Genomic DNA, 16,155 nt, shown 5'->3' on the forward strand with positions numbered 1-16,155 from the left:
TTGACGCCTCTGTACCCCAAGGCTAAGATGGATACCCCATGAGCGACACTGCCCATCACTCACGGATCGTTGCGATCCAAGACGCCCTCGGAGATATGGACACCGTTGATGGGTGGCTTTTTTATGACTTTCGCGGCAGCGACCCGCTCGCCTATCGAGTGTTGCTCCTTGATCCGAGCCGGCATGTCACTCGGCGCTGGTACTATTGGATCCCGACAAGGGGGGAACCGGTCAAACTCCTTCACAGGATTGAACCACATGTGCTGGATGAGTTACCCGGCCAAGTCCGGCAGTACGTCTCATGGGAACACCAACATACGATACTGGCGTCCCTGCTGCGGGGCCGACAGCGAATCGTCATGCAGTACTCACCGTTCAACGCGGTTCCCTATCTGTCTCGAGTGGACGCCGGCACCGTCGAGTTGATCAGAAGTTTCGGGCTTGAGGTAATCACCTCAGCCGATCTCGTCCAACGATTCGAGGCAGTGTGGACGGATGCGCAACTGGAATCCCATCGGTACGCCGTGACGGCGCTCAGAAACATCGTCGATGAGGCCTTCGCCCATGTGGCGTCTTGTGTCACCCACGAACGTCGGATATCCGAATATGATCTGCAGCAATTCGTTCTCTCGCGTATTCGCGATGCGGGCATGACGACGTCCAGCGCTCCGATTGCCGCGGTGGATGCCCACAGTGCCGATCCCCATTATGGACCGACGGCGTCATGCTCCTCACTCATCACTCGGAACAATTTGGTTCTGATCGACTTATGGGCGAAACAAACGACAACGGGCTCGGTCTATGGGGATATCACCTGGACAGGCTACACCGGCACAGAAGTGCCGGCAAAACAGCGCATGATCTTTGAACATGTTCGACGCGGACGCGACGCGGCACTGTCGTTTGTCCACCAGCAGGTGGCTACCGGCCGATTTCCTTGCGGATGGGAAGTTGATGATGTCTGCCGTAATCCGATTCGAGCTGCAGGTTACGGCGACTTTTTCATTCATCGAACCGGCCACTCGATCGGGGAGGAAGTCCATGGTAATGGAGCCAATATCGACAACCTGGAAACTCAAGACGGTCGTCGACTCCTGCCGAGAACCTGCTTTTCTATCGAGCCGGGCATCTACCTGCCGGGAGAGTTTGGGATCAGGAGTGAGCTTGATGTCTATATATCGGATCGAGAAGCCGTGGTGCACGGCCTCCCGCTTCAAACCGAAATTGTGTCTCTTCTCTGACGCTTCCGTTTGATCGTTCCGCTCCAGCCCTTTCTTGACACCATGTCCGAGGGGCGGCTAGATTCAGTCATCCCGCAAGGACAGTCTCCGGATCACTGCGAGGCCGTGCATGTTCGGCACAATGGGTTTCTCAGAACTCATTCTCATTCTCGTCATCGTGCTGATCATTTTCGGCGCAGGTCGTCTGCCGCAGATCGGCGAGGGCGTCGGCAAAGCCTTGAAAGGTTTTCGAAAAGAAGTCACCGATGTGCCCCAACCCGCTTCAGGTCAGGTCGAACAAGAAACCGGGCACCCACAGGCGATTCAGACTCCGACAAACATCGCGGCGACAGTTCCACCACCGGCCACGGGATCATCGCCGGCAACGACGAGGCCACTAGCTCCCTATGCCCCTGGTCCAGAACTCACGCCCGGCACCACTGCTTCATTGCTCTACAACACAAGCCTTCAGACCCAGCGACCATCGGCCCCTTCCTCGAATCCAGCCTCGGCATCCGCCGCCGGCCCCGTGCTATCAATGGAGGAGCGGGCCGCAGCCCCCCCTCCGAGAGCTCACGCGTCGTATCCACCGTTACCGGCTGGTTCCGAGACAAAGCCGGCGGCCAAACGTCCTTCCGCCATTGTGAACAAAGAGGCGGTGGCCCGCGTACAGGCGCAACAGGCCGCGCTCAAAGCCACGCAATCAGCAGCGGTATCGCCCGATGACCTTCAGCATTTCGGTGAAGGCCTCGGAGAGGTCGTGCGAACGTTCCGGCAAGCCGTGACGGATGTCCGCAACAGCGTCGACCCTCAAATGAATACGATTCAGGCCGAACTGGATGCGGCTAAAAAAGAAATTCAACAATCGATGGAAGCCGCTAAAGAATTACCCCCGCCGCAAGAAGATCCCCGGAAATCTGCGTGACCCTCATCAGAGCCTCCTCCTATTCGGTTGTTCTCATTTGGAGATGACTGATTCGGGTTTTCGTTTTTTCAGCCGGACCGCGGGTAATCGCGATCGTAGGCGTTACCGGGCTGCCCTTTCGGTCCGTCGCGGATTCAAATACTGTTCGCCGTGGACTCACAGAATCCCGACCACACCTAGGCAAGTCCACGGCGATTCTCCCCCGAGAGCGAATGCCGCCTTAGAGGATCGTGGAGACGGCTGCGGTTCGCTGTATGTCAGGAGGAGGACTCACTCCAAGCCGGAGGAACCAGCACCGAACAGGTGATGGCCACGATGAGAACCACGAGTGGGGAATCTCACGTGCGCCCCTTCCTTTCACCTCAATTATCACGCTGCAACGTCGTCGTATGACCCTGGTCCGTCACATAAGCTTTGACCATGTCGCCCGGTCTTACCGTGTCCAACTTCGTACTCTTGTCGACATGAATCATATGCTCTTTCCCGTCGTTATCTTTAATGTAGTAGTACTCTCCCTTGATATTCATGAGCGTGCCCTTGATCGTATCCTTGGTCAGACGCTCTTTGATGGTGGGAGTGGCTTCTTTCTCCGCCAGGGAATCTGCGGCGTAGGTCACGCCCAGTCCGAAGCTCAGTAGTCCAACCACACATATGGATAGTAATCCTGTTTTCATATGGCCTCCCTGTAGGTTTCACGTATCCTCGCATAAGCCAACCGTGTCGGGAGCTGGGAATACACCTTGGGTTGAGGTTCGCATCTGTGCCGGCAGCGCCACACGAGAAGGCGAGCCTTCATTGGGCACACCACGTCGGCGGCTGCGTGAGCGCGTCGCCCGCGACATTCGTAAATTTCGGCGTGAACAGAAACGAAAAGGGTGGAAAGATCCACCACAGTGTAGTTTCGTCAGATTGGACGATGCGAACCCGGTCGGCGCCCGCCTTTTTCGCTGCCTTGGTGAACTCCTCCACCGTACCGTCGAGGCTGGCGTCCCCGATTAACGGCAGCACCACCCCAAAATGCAGGGCTACCTTTGTCAAATTGATATGCACTGGCGCTTCGGAGCCGTCGAAATTATGCAAACCGTTGAAGTTCGGCGCGGTACTGGTTAAGGCGCAGCCTGAGAGGAATAGCCCGCAGAGGAACACTGAGAATTTCATTGTATGAGGCATATTGCACTCCTTTCATTTTGAATTATGGTGCCCGTTTTGTCCGAACGGTGGGACTAGCAAAAGCCAGCATGGCGTCGTGACAGAAAATTTAGTCAATGGCCGTGGTATGAGCGATAAGAACTCAGGCAATAGAACCGAATCGTTGCAGTAATAAGAAGGTGAGCTAGCGCTCCAGGCATACTTCAGACGATTGAGCGTCAAAACATGCAATTCAGCCGCCGCCGAGGAGCGTTTAGCGGGAGATCAGGTTGTAGCCTTCCTTGGCGATTCGATCCATACGGATGTGGAGTAGCCCCTCTTCCTTTTCGGAATTGGTAGGTGTCGTTTGCAACTCGTTTACAGGTCTCGGAGTGGATTACGAGATCAGGCAGGCTGAACCGAGACTCAAAAGGCCTAATGTCGAGGCGGGCCTATATCAGAGAGGATTGCCGAAGTCATTGAAACAACCGGCAATCCTCCCAATCCTCGCATCGTCAGCAGTCCAGACTACTTGTTTCGCTTTGTCTCTCCCTATTGATCTCTCCATGGCTATCCATCTCTAGTGCAAAACGCTTCACTGTCGGTCAGCAAGATCTCGGTCGCTGCCCTGTCGCATTCATCGCGAACGCCGCCGGCTAGGCGAATTCCTAATAGCCAAGTTTGGCAGTCCCTATCATTCTACTCAGGGGATAATAGATTGCAGTGAAATCGTGAGTCGGCGAGGAAAACCAGGGATAGGATCTTTATGTAACGTTGCATGCAGTTCACATAATCGCAAGGAGTAACCCGATGAAACATACATATTTCAATACGTGTTTGCTATGGACGGGTGTTTGGTTAGCCGCGCCTGTCTTTGCGTCAGCTGCGGGACTGCCGCACACCGGAGAGGGCTGGAGTATAGGAAGCCCCTTAATCCACAAAGTGCAGTCAACGTACTATGGTTCAACCGGTACACTCCGAGACAGACTAGCCGGGCCCGGGTTTGACGAGCCGAATCCGTCCGAAAAGAACAAGGAGGTCCGCGAGGAGAAGTCCCAGGATGATCATGGGCTCACTCCATCTCCCGATATCTTTCCTAGCGTCCACGGCCACACGGGGAGAGACCGGAGTTCCTTAAGCGATCCAAGCGTCAGGGGCTTGAGTGAGATGGATCGTGGTGGATTTGCCCCGACTGGTTCCTATACGGGGACTGAGCGACGACCATAAAACGACAATTGCATACAGTCTCCCACGTACGCCGCCCGTCCTGGAACTTGAAGGACTTCAATGGCACTTAACAAGTTCGTCAAAGAAGGCATGCTCACAGAGACCAGAGGGAAAGATCGCTACATGATTTTACCTGGCGAATGAAATCTTCGACATAATGAAAGCTGATCGTGCCACGTCCAGTTGCACCGCTTTCAGAATGCCCGCGAGCGGCTGGCTCTTTACACAAGAGAACCGCTTCAATCCACTCAAAAGGAACTGCTGTTTTCTAATCTACTCGCGAAAAGCGTGGGACGGAAATGCCTCCCTTATCGACGCTCTCCATAAACATGGCAAGCGGTCTTATCCAGAGACCTCGCTCACCATACAATGCCCGGTAAACGACAAACTCTGCCTCAGTTTCGGAATCCCGGGCGACTCCCAAAACTTCATAGTCCTGGCCTTTATGGTGACGGTAAACCCCTGGTGAGATCATGATCGCCTGTTCCTCGTCGTGTGGGCACCTGCAATGCTCACCTGACAGTTACCTGACAATCTAGCCTCGTGTTCCAATAGGCGGCGTCCTAATTCTGCCAATGACAGAGCTGGAATTCTTCTTTGATGATCATGTCTTTTACTATCAGAACAAATGCCATTTGCGCCACTCCTAATAGTTTCCGCCGACGAGGAACGGTTTCCATAATAGAAAGTTCTGCGCAGCAGGCCGAACCCTGGCGATGTAGTCCTCCATGATCCCCTCAAGAAATCGGAAGCTTCCCATGTTTTTGTGTGCACAGGGGTTCTACCCTGTTTCCACGGACACCTGAGTTAAGAGTTTCGCTGTTTGTTGCTGAAACGTCAGCCTCCGCCGCTGCCGGGGATTGTGCCAGCGCTCGATGTAGTCAAAGATATCCGCTCGTGCCTCGGCCCTGGTCTGATACTGCCGTCGGTTCACGCGCTCGCGTTTGAGCACCCCAAAGAAACTCTCGGCCGCCGCATTATCGGCACAACTGCCGACGGCGCTCATGCTGCACGTAATGTGATGCGCCGCCAAGAATTGCTGGTACTCGTCTGACGTAAACGGGCAGCCGCGATCGGAATGGAGAATGACCGGCGTCCGACCCGGTCGTTGCCACACAGCCGTCAACACCGCCCTGAACCACGAGGTGACAGTCCTGGCGTGGACTCATCGACCAGCCGACGACCACACCGGAATACAAATCCAGCACGATGCAGAGATCCAGCCAATGCTCGGCCGTGCGAACGTAGGTGATGTCGGTGACCCATTTGGTACTGAGAGCGGTAGCCGTGAAGTCGCGCTCCAAATGGTTCTGCGTCCCGGCCGGCGGGAAACCAGAGGCCTTCCGCCGCCAGGGTCGGCACGGACGTTCGACGACATGATGCAACGCTATCTTGTAGAACGCTCGCCCCTCAAAGCGCGCCCAAGAGCGGGATTCGGGACCAATCAGCTCTCAAGCATCTCCTGCCGATGTTTGGCCAGAGGGTGCTTGGCCACATGACGCCGAAGATGTTCGCAGAGTACAAGGTCCAACGGCGCCTGGAAGGAGCCGCTCCGGCAACCGTGAACAAGGAGCTCCAGCTGGTGCAGCATGCGTTTAATTTGGCGGTTCGCGAATGGGAATGGTGTCGTACCAATCCCATGCATCGGGTTGCCTTAGAGCAAGTCCGGAATGAAGTGGATCGTTGGCTCACGGTTGAGGAAGAGATGCATCTGATGGCGATCTCGTCGCCCTGGCTTCATGGCATCATCGTGTTCGCGCTCAATACAGGGATGCGCCAAGGTGAAATCCTGAACCTTCACTGGGAGCATGTCGATTTTAAGACAGGCAACATGACGCAACGCTATGCGCATCACTCGTCGGAAAGTCTTCGGGCCGGTCTCAGCGTGCTCGAAAAGCCATTCCGGATTGGCACAAATTTGACACAAGCAACCAGGATGAGGGAGGCAACGAGGGACTAACTCGTTGATTTATGGTGAGCCGGCTGGGACTCGAACCCAGGGCCCTCGCCTTAAAAGGGCGATGCTCTACCGACTGAGCTACCGGCTCACGGCAGGATGTTGAAAATGGCCGCCAACTGTGTGTCTCGCATCGCTCAAACCCTGCGACGTACCAACGATTGTACGCCTCGGATGTTCGCGCGTTGCGGCCTTGTTGTCGGCCATTTTCAACATCCTGCAGCTCACATCAACTCACCAGTTCTATTTTCTTGTCGGATGACGACGAAACAATCGAACTATCCTAACATTCCTGGATGACCGATGACCATTGACTATTCAGGAGCGTTTGGGGCGGCGGCGGGAGCAATCCAAGGGATTGCGCAGCATGATCGTTTCGGCGCGCTTGGACCCGGTCGAGATCATGTCGATTCGGCACTGTGCCAACTCTTCGATACGGGCGAGGTAGCGCTTGGCCTCCGCCGGAAGCTGCTTGTACGCGGTGGCCCCGGTTGTCGAGGCTGTCCAGCCTTTCATCCGTTGATAGACAGGCTCGCAGCCGGTCAACACGTCCAGATCGGCCGGCATATCTTTATAGATGGTGCTCCCATATCTGTAGCCGGTACAGAGCTTCAACTCCTTGCAACCGTCGAGTACATCCAGCTTGGTCAGAGCCAGTGACGTAAGCCCGTTTACCACTGTCGCATGGCGAACCACGACCGCATCAAACCAGCCGCATCGTCTGGCGCGCCCGGTGGTCGATCCGAACTCCTTCCCTCGCTCCTGTATTCCACGGCCGACTTCGTCGGTCAGCTCAGTCGGAAACGGCCCGCTGCCCACCCTGGTGGAGTAGGCTTTTGCAATGCCCATGACCGCGTCAATCATGGTCGGACCGACACCGGTCCCCGTGCAAGCCCCGCCGGCCGTGGCACTGGATGAGGTCACGTAAGGATACGTGCCGAAATCCACATCCAGGCTCGTCCCCTGAGCGCCTTCGAACAAGACCGTCTTGTTCTTGGCTACCGCACGATTCAGTACGACCGTCGTGTCGGCGATGTGGCTCTTGAGCCGGTCGGCATACCCCATATATTGGGCGAAGACCTTCTCGACCTGAAAAGTCTCGACTTTGTAGAGTCGCTCCAAGAACCAGTTCATCTCGACAAGGTTTTCTTCGAGTTTTTTCTTGAACAGAGGAGGATTCAGCAGATCTCCCATGAGAACTCCGATCCGCGCCATCTTGTCGGCATACGAGGGGCCGATCCCACGTCCGGTCGTGCCGATTTTCCGTGACCCTTTGGACTGTTCCGACGCGCGGTCGATCGCTTTATGATACGGCAGAATCAGGTGTGCCCGCTGGCTGACGGCGAAGTTCTTGCCGATCGTGATGCCTTTAGTCTGGAGCAAATCCATCTCTTCGATCAGAGAACCAGGATCGACGACGACACCGTTGCCAATGACACAGGTCGTCCCTCGGTACAAAATTCCGGAGGGGATAAGATGGAAAATATAGGTCCCCCTCTCATTGATCACGGTATGCCCGGCGTTGGAGCCGCCTTGATAGCGGACGACGATGTCAGCGCCCCGGGCTAAGATATCAACGATCTTGCCCTTACCCTCATCGCCCCATTGAGCGCCGATAATGACGAGATTGCCCATAATTCAAGCTACCTTCTGCTGGAATCAGCGCGAAAAAATGGCTCTGACCCGATTGGGAGATCAGAGCCAAGGGGCCTCATGGTAGGTGCAGCCTATTCTTTTGTCAAGATGATCATTACGACCTGTAGATAGCACATCATCTGTCCGATTTGTGTAGCACGTGAAGTGTCCGGTTTAAGGTGGGCCCCAAGGAGGGGCCACGATGACACGGGCGAACGTGCTGCAGGAGGTGCGACAGATGCGATTTGAAGAGCTGTATAGCCGGCGACAGCGCCGAGAACTGACGATGGTGGAAGCGGCGGAGCTCTTGGGCGTAACAGAACGGACCTTCCGTCGGTGGAGTACGCGCTATGAAACGGAGGGGATCGAGGGGCTGGAGGGTCGACGGCTGGGTCGGGCCTCTGCCCGGGCGGTCCCCATCGATGAGGCCCTGCAGATGGTGCAGCTGTATGAGAGCCGCTACACGGGCTGGACCGTCAAACATTTCCATGAACGCTGGCACGCGGAGCATGGCGGGACCCGGTCCTCTACGTGGACCAAGAACCGATTGCAACGGGCGGGACCCGTGGCGCGGGCGCCCCGGCGTGGGGCGCATCGCAAGAAGCGGCCTCGCAAACCGATGCCCGGCATAATGCTGCATCAAGATGGGTCCACGCATGAGTGGGTGGTGGGCTCTCAGTGGGATCTGATTGTGACCGTGGATGACGCGACGAGCGAGATCTATTCGGCCTTCTTCGGTGAAGAAGAGGGAACCATGAGCAGTTTCCAGGGCCTGGGGGAGGTCATTGAGGCGAAGGGGCTGTTCAGTTCCCTATATACCGATCGGGGCTCGCACTACTGGTACACTGAGGCGGCTGGGGGGCGGGGCGACAAGACACGCCCGACGCAAGTGCACCGCGCCTTACAGCAGCTGGGTATCACGCTGATTCCCGCCTATTCCCCGGAAGCCCGGGGTCGGTCGGAGCGCGTCTTCCGCACCCTGCAAGATCGGCTGCCGAAAGAGTTGGCCTTGGCGGGGATCACCACGATGGCCGCAGCCAACCGGTATCTCACCGAGCAGTTTGTCCCGGCCTACCACCAGCGGTTTGCGGTTCCCGCGGCAGAGTCGGGGACGGCCTTGGTCCCGTGGATCGGGACGAACCTTGCGGAGATTCTGTGTGTGCAAGAAGAACGGGTCGTCGCGAATGACAACACGGTGCGCTCTCAAGGCCGGAGGCTCCAGATCCCACCTGACCCGCACCGCTTCCATTATGTGAAGGTCACCGTCCGGATTCATGCATATCCGGAGGGCGCGCTGGCGGTGTTGCACGGCCCCCGGTGTGTGGCGCGCTACGATGCGACGGGGCAATTGCGTGAGCCCACCCGGCTTCCCCCGATTGCCAAAGCCCGACCCAGGAGTCGGGTACCCAGACAATCGTCGTGCTCAGAGCAACGGTGTGCGAAATAATTTCGGCACAGTGGAAATATTCGAGGAAAGTCCCGGGCAGATTCTGTGCTACAAAAACCGGACAACTTCACTTGCTATCTACAGATGATCATTACGGCCCTTCGCATTCAATTCTTTCTTCAAATCATGAAACTCCGATGCAACGACTGGTCGGTTGACTGGCTCTCAGCTGCGTGTTAGCATGCTGCGAATTGTTTCAACGCCTCAATTTTCCATAGTAATTTCGCTCTCTGAATCTCCAAGGGTGGGGCTGTAGCGCAGTTGGGAGCGCGCGTGAATGGCATTCACGAGGTCGCCGGTTCAATCCCGGCCAGCTCCACCAAACCTCGCACGTGCCGGCCGTTCCATAGAAGGTTTCGCGTAACCGTAATGTTTCCGTTGTACGTCTCACTTATGCTCAACTTTCTTCAGCTCCCTCGCCTTCCGACCTACTAGCTGTTTCCCTCGTTCAAGTTTATCTCGGGTGACCCAGTCATCCCATAATCATTACACGGAAGGTTTGTCCCGATGCTCCAGATTGAATCCATCAGCAAGCAATATTCCACAAAAGTCCTGCTTTCCGAGGCCTCTGCGCATCTTCGCCCACATTCACGAGTCGGTCTGGTTGGACCGAACGGCACCGGTAAGACCACACTCTTTCGTATGATCCTAGCCGAAGAGTCACCTGATGAAGGCTCGATCCGTAAACGACCTCGCCTTCGAATCGGCTACCTTCCACAGGAACTCGAAACCATTACCGGCAAGACTGTCCTCGATGCCACACATCGCGACGAGTACCCTGAGCACGAAGCCAAGCGCATCTTGATGGGGTTGGGATTTACGGAGGTCGACTTCGATCGCCCCGTCGAGAAACTGTCCGGAGGCTACCGGATGCGGGTCGCCTTGGGGCATCTGCTCTTGTCCAATCCCGACGTGCTCATGCTGGACGAACCGACCAACCATTTGGACAAGCCGACACAGCGCTGGTTCGAGCAGTTTCTTTTACAGTCGGGCATGACCCTCCTGATCATCAGCCACGACACCGCCTTTCTGGATCGCGTCGTCACGCACATCTGGGAACTACGGCACCATAAGATCGAGGAATACCGTGGCAACTATTCACTCTTCTGCAAACTGAAAGCTGAAAAGGACGCTCAGCTACAGGCCTCGGCGGCTCGCCAATCCAAAGAGGTCGCTCGGGTTCAAAAGTTTGTCGATCGCTTCCGATACCAGGCGAACAAAGCCAGTCAGGTTCAATCGCGCCTGAAGCAGCTCGATAAGGTCAAGCGGATTGAAATCCAGCGCGATCCGAAACGAGTCAAGTTCAGGTTTCCCCTCCCGTCGGCCAGCGGCCGTCAGGTATTAGACCTGGCTGGAGCCAGTAAGCGCTACGGCGAAAAAGTGGTGTACAAGACGCTCGATTTTTCCGTAGAGCGTGGCCAACGTATCGCCCTGGTCGGTGAGAACGGAGCCGGAAAGAGTACCCTCTTGAAGATGCTCGCCGGTGTCCTTCCTTCCGATACCGGCACCAGAACCGTCGGACACGGCGTGACATTGCACTACTTCGCCCAGCATCAGGCCGAAACCTTGAATCCCGAACATTCGATTCTCGAATCGCTGGAAGAAGTCACCAAACATGCAGAAATGAATTTCCTGCGCGGCATCGCCGGCGCCTTCTTGTTTTCTGGTCAGGATCAGAAAAAACCGATCAAGGCGTTGAGCGGGGGTGAGCGAAACCGCGTGGCCCTCGCCCGCATGCTGGTCGAACCCGCTAATACCTTGCTGCTCGATGAGCCGACGAACCATTTGGACCCAGCCTCCGTGGATATGCTCACGGATGCATTGGCTGAATTCCCTGGGACCATCATCTTCATTTCCCATGACCCGACGTTTCTGGCGCGCATCGCCACCCGGGTCGTTGAGATTGAAGAGGGACAGGCGCGTAACTTCATCGGGGACTACGAATATTATTTGTGGAAGAAGGCCCAAGAGTTTGAATCGATTAAAGAAACGAGCGAAGAACTCGAACGAGCCTCCTCTCCTTCCTCTTCCGGCCCTACCAGAGCGATGGCTCAACAGATTCAACCAAAAGGGCGCGGTGGAGAGCGACGTGATCTCACCAAGACGCAGGCTCGATTGGAGAAGCAGGTATCACGCGCCGAAACGGAGATTAGCGAGGCCGAAGAGAAGATCAAGACCCGCGAGACAGAATTGGCCGATCCGAAGCTCTACGAACAGTTCGACAGGTGGAACCTTCTGCATCATGAACAGGGAGAGTGGAAGCGCGACCTTGAGCGGCTGACCGCCCGGTGGGAATCCCTGTCGGCTGAATTAGAAAACGTCAAACAACAGCTGGTCTTGTTGGGGTAGTCCTATGATTCGTCTTATGGCTGGTGGATGAAACAACCGGACCGCGTATAGCGGGTATTAATTGAATTTTTCCGGGGCCCGTTAGACAGAGGCTTTGAGGGTTTCTTCTAGATAGTAGTACAGCCAGCGGTTCTTCTCTTTCGTCACCAATTCATCCCAGACGACACCGATCAAGAATCCTTTTTTTTCCCAGGGCCTGACCCAGGCGACCGTCCCATCGAGTTTTTCCTGTTGTTCGACTCGATCGGAATCGAGGAAGGCGAGCGAGACGGTGACTTTCTCGCTCGAAGGGAAGCGATCTTTAGTGTGAAGCCCGGCCCCGATCATGTTCACATTATCCAAGACTGCGGTACAGGCACGCCCGCCCTTCTTCGGCGACACCAAGGCGGAACCGACCAAGGTGGCTCGGACAAATTTCCTCCGCTCACTCAGTGCAACTACGCCGGCCGACGGTTTTCCTTGACCTCGCTTCATCTCTCTAAGTATAACCGATTAGACAAGAATGTAAACCATGACAATCGGCCCTATTCCAGAGGCTTTGGGCGGTAGTACTGTCGGCCTTTGAGTGGCGGTGGGAGGTGGGTTTGTTCGGTGCGCGCCGACGGGTCGTCGTGGACATAGCGGTAGTCGGTTCCATAGCCTAGGTCCCTCATGAAGGAGGTCACGGCGTTCCGGAGATGAAGCGGAACCCCAAGATTGCCGTAGGTTCTGGCGTCCTGGAGCGCTTCCAAGAGACCAACGTAAGACGCGTTGTCTTTGGGTCGTGAGGCCAGGTATGTGGTACCTTGAGCCAAGTTGATCTGCGCCTCTGGGTGCCCTACGAACTGGACGGCTTGCGCCACCGATGTGGCGACGAGAAGGGCGAGGGGGGCGGCGTTGCCGATGTCCTCCGAGGCAAAGATCACCATCCGCCGAGCGATGAATTTCGGATCTTCGCCGGCCTCCAGCATCCTAGCCAGCCAGTACAGCGCTCCATTCGGATCAGAATCGCGCAGGCTTTTAATATAGGCTGAAATGACGTTGTAGTGTTCCTCGCCTGACTTATCGTAGCGCAAGGATTTCTTGCCGAGGGCCGCTTCCAACATCGCTGCATCGATCACGCGCTCGCCATCGGGTCCTGGAGGCGCTTGTGTCACCACAAATTCCAATGATGTGAGCAGCGCCCGCGCATCACCATTGCCGAACGCAGTCAGTCGTTGTCGTGCCTCCGATGAAAAACGCGCCTTCCATTTGCCCAGCCCCCAGCGGAAGTCGGCAAGCGCACGATCTAGAATCTGACCCAATGCTTCCTCGGTCAGCGGTTTGAGTAGGACCACCAGCGAACGGGACAAGAGAGGGCTGATGATTTCGAAGGAAGGATTCTCTGTGGTTGCACCGACCAAAATGACGGTGCCCCGTTCGACATGCGGGAGAAACGCGTCTTGCTGAGCTTTGTTGAAGCGGTGGATTTCATCGACGAAAAGTATGGTCCTCTGCCCATTGATCGACCGACGTTGTTCGGCTGCCTTGATGATCGTGCGCAACTCAGGCACACCGCTGGTTACGGCTGAAAACGGAACAAATTGCGCCTTCGTATGCCGGGCAATCAGATGGGCCAACGTCGTCTTCCCCGAACCGGGCGGCCCCCAGAAAATCACGGACGAGAGTTGGTCGGCCTCGATGGCCCGCCGAAGCGGCCGATCCGGCGCCGTAATATCGTCTTGCCCCACGAAATCGGCAAACACACGCGGCCGCATCCGCTCGGCGAGCGGGGCCTCGACCGTGTCTTCGCGGTCTGGAGGCGTGAACAAATCAGGAGCTTGGTCACGAGCGCGAGTCATCGTACTCCTCGGAACGATCTGAAATTGTATACTCCGTGCCGGATGATCGCAAATAGCCTCTTGACCATACAGGCGGCCGATGGTACGAACACCGCAACCTACGGAGCAGACTGTGCAAGCTCAGGTCAACGGCATCACCCTCGCTTATAACGATCAGGGCTCCGGCCCTCCCCTCATCTTTCTTCACGCCTTTCCGCTTAACCGCACCATGTGGGTAGAGCAGGAATCCCGGTTTTCATCACAGTTCCGGGTTATTACAGTCGACCTGCGCGGGTATGGGGAATCCGACGCGCCGCTCGGGCGATATGCTCTGGACCAAGCCGCCGCCGATGTGATCGGGCTTCTTGATAACCTCTCGATCCGACAGGCGGTTTTTGTCGGATTATCCATGGGCGGCTATATCCTGTTTGCTCTCTACCGCAAGTATGCAGACCGCGTAACAGGCTTGGTGCTCGCTGACACCAGAGCGCAGGCCGATACAGCAGAAGGGAAAGAAGCGCGGTTTCAGATGGCGCAGACTGCCTACAAGAACGGATCATCGGCCATTGCCGATCTCATGATCCCGAAATTACTGAGTCCCGCGACAGTCCAGACAAAGCCGGACTTGGTGCGCCGAGTGCGAAGGATGATCGACCGCAATCAAGTCAGCGGCATAGCCGGAGGCTTGATGGCAATGGCCGAACGGCCCGACTCCGTCACGCTTTTGAAAGAGATCACCTGTCCCACCCAGATCATCGTCGGTGAGCAGGACCTTCCCACCCCGCCGGCGGACGCCAAACTCATGGCCGACCATATTCCCGGTGCCTGTTTGACCATCATTCCAAGAGCCGCCCATCTTTCAAATCTCGAGCAGCCGGACCTGTTCAATGAGACCATCTGCTCATTTATTTTGAAGGCACCGAGATAAACGGGTGGGTGAGAGGGGTACCGTCTGAGCGATCAGTCTGGATCGCTGACGCGGCCGTGGCGAATCAATTTCAAAAACTCTACGCGCGTCTGGGATTGGCTACGGAACGCCCCCAACATAGAGCTGGTGACGGCCACGGTATTCTGTTTCTCCACCCCGCGCATCATCATGCAGAGATGCCGCGCTTCGACGACGACACCCACGCCGTGCGCGTTCAGTTTGTTACTGAGAGTTTCGGCGATTTGAACCGTCAACCGTTCCTGTACCTGCAGCCGCCTTGCAAAGGTATCGACGATCCGCGGAATCTTACTGAGACCGACGACTTTCTTGTTCGGCAAGTAGCCGACATGCACTCTGCCGAAAAACGGGAGCAGGTGGTGCTCACACATACTGAAGAAATCGATGTCTTTGACGATGACCATCTCGTCGTATTCGATCGGAAACAGCGCCCCGTTCAATAGATGGTCGATATCACGCTGATAGCCCTGCGTCATAAACGCCAGTGCTTTGGCCACGCGCTCCGGCGTTTTCAGCAAACCGTTGCGACCCGGTCGTTCCCCCAGCGCGAGGAGCATTTCGGTGACGAGCGACTGGAGCACCGGTAAGTCAGCCGGCTTCCCGCTCCCGCTGGTGTCCTCAACTCGTTCTCGTCGTTTGTCTCTCTTCTGTTGCTTTCTCACTCCATTCCCTCGTCGTTTCAAGCGACGCCTGCATATTCGAAGTAGTTGTCTCTCGTCTCGATGACACCTACTTTATACAGACACCCGTCGGGCAATTGGGGCTCCAAAATATCCCAGATCAATTTGACGATGTTCTCCCCGGTGGTCGTGAGTCCCTCCAGCGTCGGGTCGCTATTGAGGTCACGATGATCGAACCGATCGATAATCCTCTCGTTGACCAGCTGGTCGAGACGGTTGAGGTCCCACATCTCTTGGGTTCCTCCGCTTTGAACCGTGACCAGCACGACGTAGTTATGCCCGTGCCCGTTCGGATTATTGCATTTTCCGAACGCGGCCCAATTTTCCTCAGGCGTGAGCTGATCAGTGTGAAGCCTGTGGGCGGCGCAAAATCGATAACGCCTCGTCACGTGTACCTGCGACATTCGATTGCGTGTCTCTGGTGAACGGCATAAATAGCAAGGACCGCTCGGGGTACGAGCGGTCCTTGCTGAAAGGTCCATTGGTCGGCATTCTGACGAGGACGCTTATGCGCTAAACGAGCTGCCGCAGCCGCACGTCGTTTTGGCCTGGGGATTCTTGATCGAAAAGCCAGAACCCTGCACACTGTCCACGTAGTCCACTTCCGCGCCTTGAAGCAACGGCGCACTCTGAGAATCCATAATGACCTTCACATCACCCATCTCGATGACGGTGTCATCCTCGGCCATTTTGGACTCGAAGGCCATACCGTATTGGTAGCCGTTACATCCACCACCACGGACATATACCCGGAGCCCCACTACGTCCTTCTCTTCAGCCATCAACTCGCGTATCTTCTGTTCCGCAACCTGTGTAATCGTAACCATCGGCTTCCTCCTCTA

15 protein-coding genes, 2 tRNA genes and 1 pseudogene are annotated in these 16,155 nt (G+C 56.2%); 7 read left to right on the plus strand and 11 right to left on the minus strand.

Going from position 1 to position 16,155, the window contains the following annotated elements; all coding sequences use genetic code 11:
• Nucleotides 1–38: 38 nt before the first annotated feature.
• The gene (locus tag COMA2_RS05215) at nt 39–1,241 is read left to right on the plus strand and encodes a M24 family metallopeptidase (protein ID WP_090895299.1); all 1,203 of its coding nucleotides are present in this window, start codon (nt 39–41) and stop codon (nt 1,239–1,241) included.
• A gap of 109 nt (nt 1,242–1,350) precedes the next feature.
• Entirely contained in the window at nt 1,351–2,145 is a 795-nt protein-coding gene (gene tatA / locus COMA2_RS20885) for a twin-arginine translocase TatA/TatE family subunit (protein ID WP_175304411.1), read from the plus strand.
• Nucleotides 2,146–2,507: 362 nt separating this feature from the next.
• Here tatA and COMA2_RS05225 read toward each other — a convergent pair whose 3' ends face one another.
• The 4 genes and pseudogenes from COMA2_RS05225 to COMA2_RS05240 all read right to left on the minus strand — a co-directional run.
• Complete coding sequence (locus COMA2_RS05225) at nt 2,508–2,819, minus strand: hypothetical protein (RefSeq protein WP_090895300.1); 312 nt, start codon at nt 2,817–2,819, stop codon at nt 2,508–2,510.
• A 118-nt stretch (nt 2,820–2,937) separates the two neighbouring features.
• Nucleotides 2,938–3,315: a hypothetical protein gene (locus COMA2_RS05230; RefSeq protein WP_090895302.1), complete on the minus strand. Its 378-nt coding sequence runs from the start codon at nt 3,313–3,315 to the stop codon at nt 2,938–2,940.
• A 1,453-nt stretch (nt 3,316–4,768) separates the two neighbouring features.
• A complete protein-coding gene (locus COMA2_RS05235) occupies nt 4,769–4,975 on the minus strand; it encodes a DUF1653 domain-containing protein (RefSeq protein ID WP_090895303.1) in 207 nt (68 codons plus the stop codon).
• Between the two features lie 306 nt (nt 4,976–5,281).
• Nucleotides 5,282–5,852, minus strand: a pseudogene (locus COMA2_RS05240) (IS3 family transposase); the annotation flags it as partial.
• 116 nt (nt 5,853–5,968) lie between these two features.
• Between COMA2_RS05240 and COMA2_RS20670 the strand changes: the two are divergent.
• The gene (locus COMA2_RS20670) at nt 5,969–6,460 is read left to right on the plus strand and encodes a tyrosine-type recombinase/integrase (protein WP_456236589.1); all 492 of its coding nucleotides are present in this window, start codon (nt 5,969–5,971) and stop codon (nt 6,458–6,460) included.
• 12 nt (nt 6,461–6,472) lie between these two features.
• On the opposite strand, the gene COMA2_RS05250 is transcribed toward COMA2_RS20670, so the two are convergent.
• A tRNA-Lys gene (locus tag COMA2_RS05250) sits at nt 6,473–6,548 on the minus strand.
• Between the two features lie 227 nt (nt 6,549–6,775).
• Complete coding sequence (locus tag COMA2_RS05255) at nt 6,776–8,092, minus strand: adenylosuccinate synthase (RefSeq protein WP_090895305.1); 1,317 nt, start codon at nt 8,090–8,092, stop codon at nt 6,776–6,778.
• Nucleotides 8,093–8,294: 202 nt separating this feature from the next.
• Here COMA2_RS05255 and COMA2_RS05260 point away from each other — a divergent pair, with 202 nt between their 5' ends.
• From COMA2_RS05260 to COMA2_RS05270, 3 genes are all read left to right on the plus strand, one after another.
• Nucleotides 8,295–9,539 carry an ISNCY family transposase gene (locus COMA2_RS05260; RefSeq protein ID WP_217490632.1) on the plus strand — a complete coding sequence of 415 codons (1,245 nt, stop codon included), beginning with the start codon at nt 8,295–8,297 and terminating at the stop codon, nt 9,537–9,539.
• Nucleotides 9,540–9,785: 246 nt separating this feature from the next.
• Nucleotides 9,786–9,861: transfer RNA gene (locus COMA2_RS05265), tRNA-Ala, on the plus strand.
• Between the two features lie 185 nt (nt 9,862–10,046).
• Nucleotides 10,047–11,888 (plus strand): ABC-F family ATP-binding cassette domain-containing protein, encoded by a 1,842-nt coding sequence (locus tag COMA2_RS05270; RefSeq protein WP_090895307.1) that lies wholly within the window; start codon nt 10,047–10,049, stop codon nt 11,886–11,888.
• An 81-nt stretch (nt 11,889–11,969) separates the two neighbouring features.
• Here COMA2_RS05270 and COMA2_RS05275 read toward each other — a convergent pair whose 3' ends face one another.
• Together COMA2_RS05275 and COMA2_RS05280 are read right to left on the minus strand one after the other, a co-directional pair.
• Nucleotides 11,970–12,362: a PilZ domain-containing protein gene (locus tag COMA2_RS05275; protein ID WP_090895308.1), complete on the minus strand. Its 393-nt coding sequence runs from the start codon at nt 12,360–12,362 to the stop codon at nt 11,970–11,972.
• A gap of 50 nt (nt 12,363–12,412) precedes the next feature.
• Entirely contained in the window at nt 12,413–13,708 is a 1,296-nt protein-coding gene (locus COMA2_RS05280; protein WP_090895310.1) for a replication-associated recombination protein A, read from the minus strand.
• Between the two features lie 79 nt (nt 13,709–13,787).
• Between COMA2_RS05280 and COMA2_RS05285 the strand changes: the two genes are divergently transcribed.
• On the plus strand, nt 13,788–14,615 hold the full coding sequence (locus COMA2_RS05285; RefSeq protein ID WP_090895312.1) for an alpha/beta fold hydrolase: 828 nt from the start codon (nt 13,788–13,790) through the stop codon (nt 14,613–14,615).
• 32 nt (nt 14,616–14,647) lie between these two features.
• On the opposite strand, the gene folE is transcribed toward COMA2_RS05285, so the two are convergent.
• From folE to erpA, 3 genes are all read right to left on the minus strand, one after another.
• On the minus strand, nt 14,648–15,295 hold the full coding sequence (gene folE / locus COMA2_RS05290) for a GTP cyclohydrolase I FolE (protein WP_090895313.1): 648 nt from the start codon (nt 15,293–15,295) through the stop codon (nt 14,648–14,650).
• Between the two features lie 17 nt (nt 15,296–15,312).
• The gene (locus COMA2_RS05295; RefSeq protein WP_217490633.1) at nt 15,313–15,717 is read right to left on the minus strand and encodes a 6-carboxytetrahydropterin synthase; all 405 of its coding nucleotides are present in this window, start codon (nt 15,715–15,717) and stop codon (nt 15,313–15,315) included.
• Nucleotides 15,718–15,819: 102 nt separating this feature from the next.
• Nucleotides 15,820–16,140, minus strand: coding sequence for an iron-sulfur cluster insertion protein ErpA (erpA, locus tag COMA2_RS05300; protein WP_090895315.1), 321 nt, complete (start codon nt 16,138–16,140; stop codon nt 15,820–15,822).
• Nucleotides 16,141–16,155 lie beyond the last annotated feature (15 nt).

It is taken from the genome of Candidatus Nitrospira nitrificans, from assembly GCF_001458775.1.
Classification (GTDB): domain Bacteria; phylum Nitrospirota; class Nitrospiria; order Nitrospirales; family Nitrospiraceae; genus Nitrospira_D; species Nitrospira_D nitrificans.

Bases quoted from the DNA above. Each gene is read 5' to 3' on its own strand.
- COMA2_RS05215 (WP_090895299.1), top strand. From the start codon at position 39: ATGAGCGACACTGCCCATCACTCACGGATCGTTGCGATCCAAGACGCC.
- tatA (WP_175304411.1), top strand. From the start codon at position 1,351: ATGTTCGGCACAATGGGTTTCTCAGAACTCATTCTCATTCTCGTCATC.
- COMA2_RS05225 (WP_090895300.1), bottom strand. From the start codon at position 2,819: ATGAAAACAGGATTACTATCCATATGTGTGGTTGGACTACTGAGCTTC.
- COMA2_RS05230 (WP_090895302.1), bottom strand. From the start codon at position 3,315: ATGCCTCATACAATGAAATTCTCAGTGTTCCTCTGCGGGCTATTCCTC.
- COMA2_RS05235 (WP_090895303.1), bottom strand. From the start codon at position 4,975: ATGATCTCACCAGGGGTTTACCGTCACCATAAAGGCCAGGACTATGAA.
- COMA2_RS20670 (WP_456236589.1), top strand. From the start codon at position 5,969: ATGTTTGGCCAGAGGGTGCTTGGCCACATGACGCCGAAGATGTTCGCA.
- COMA2_RS05255 (WP_090895305.1), bottom strand. From the start codon at position 8,092: ATGGGCAATCTCGTCATTATCGGCGCTCAATGGGGCGATGAGGGTAAG.
- COMA2_RS05260 (WP_217490632.1), top strand. From the start codon at position 8,295: ATGACACGGGCGAACGTGCTGCAGGAGGTGCGACAGATGCGATTTGAA.
- COMA2_RS05270 (WP_090895307.1), top strand. From the start codon at position 10,047: ATGCTCCAGATTGAATCCATCAGCAAGCAATATTCCACAAAAGTCCTG.
- COMA2_RS05275 (WP_090895308.1), bottom strand. From the start codon at position 12,362: ATGAAGCGAGGTCAAGGAAAACCGTCGGCCGGCGTAGTTGCACTGAGT.
- COMA2_RS05280 (WP_090895310.1), bottom strand. From the start codon at position 13,708: ATGACTCGCGCTCGTGACCAAGCTCCTGATTTGTTCACGCCTCCAGAC.
- COMA2_RS05285 (WP_090895312.1), top strand. From the start codon at position 13,788: ATGGTACGAACACCGCAACCTACGGAGCAGACTGTGCAAGCTCAGGTC.
- COMA2_RS05295 (WP_217490633.1), bottom strand. From the start codon at position 15,717: ATGTCGCAGGTACACGTGACGAGGCGTTATCGATTTTGCGCCGCCCAC.
- erpA (WP_090895315.1), bottom strand. From the start codon at position 16,140: ATGGTTACGATTACACAGGTTGCGGAACAGAAGATACGCGAGTTGATG.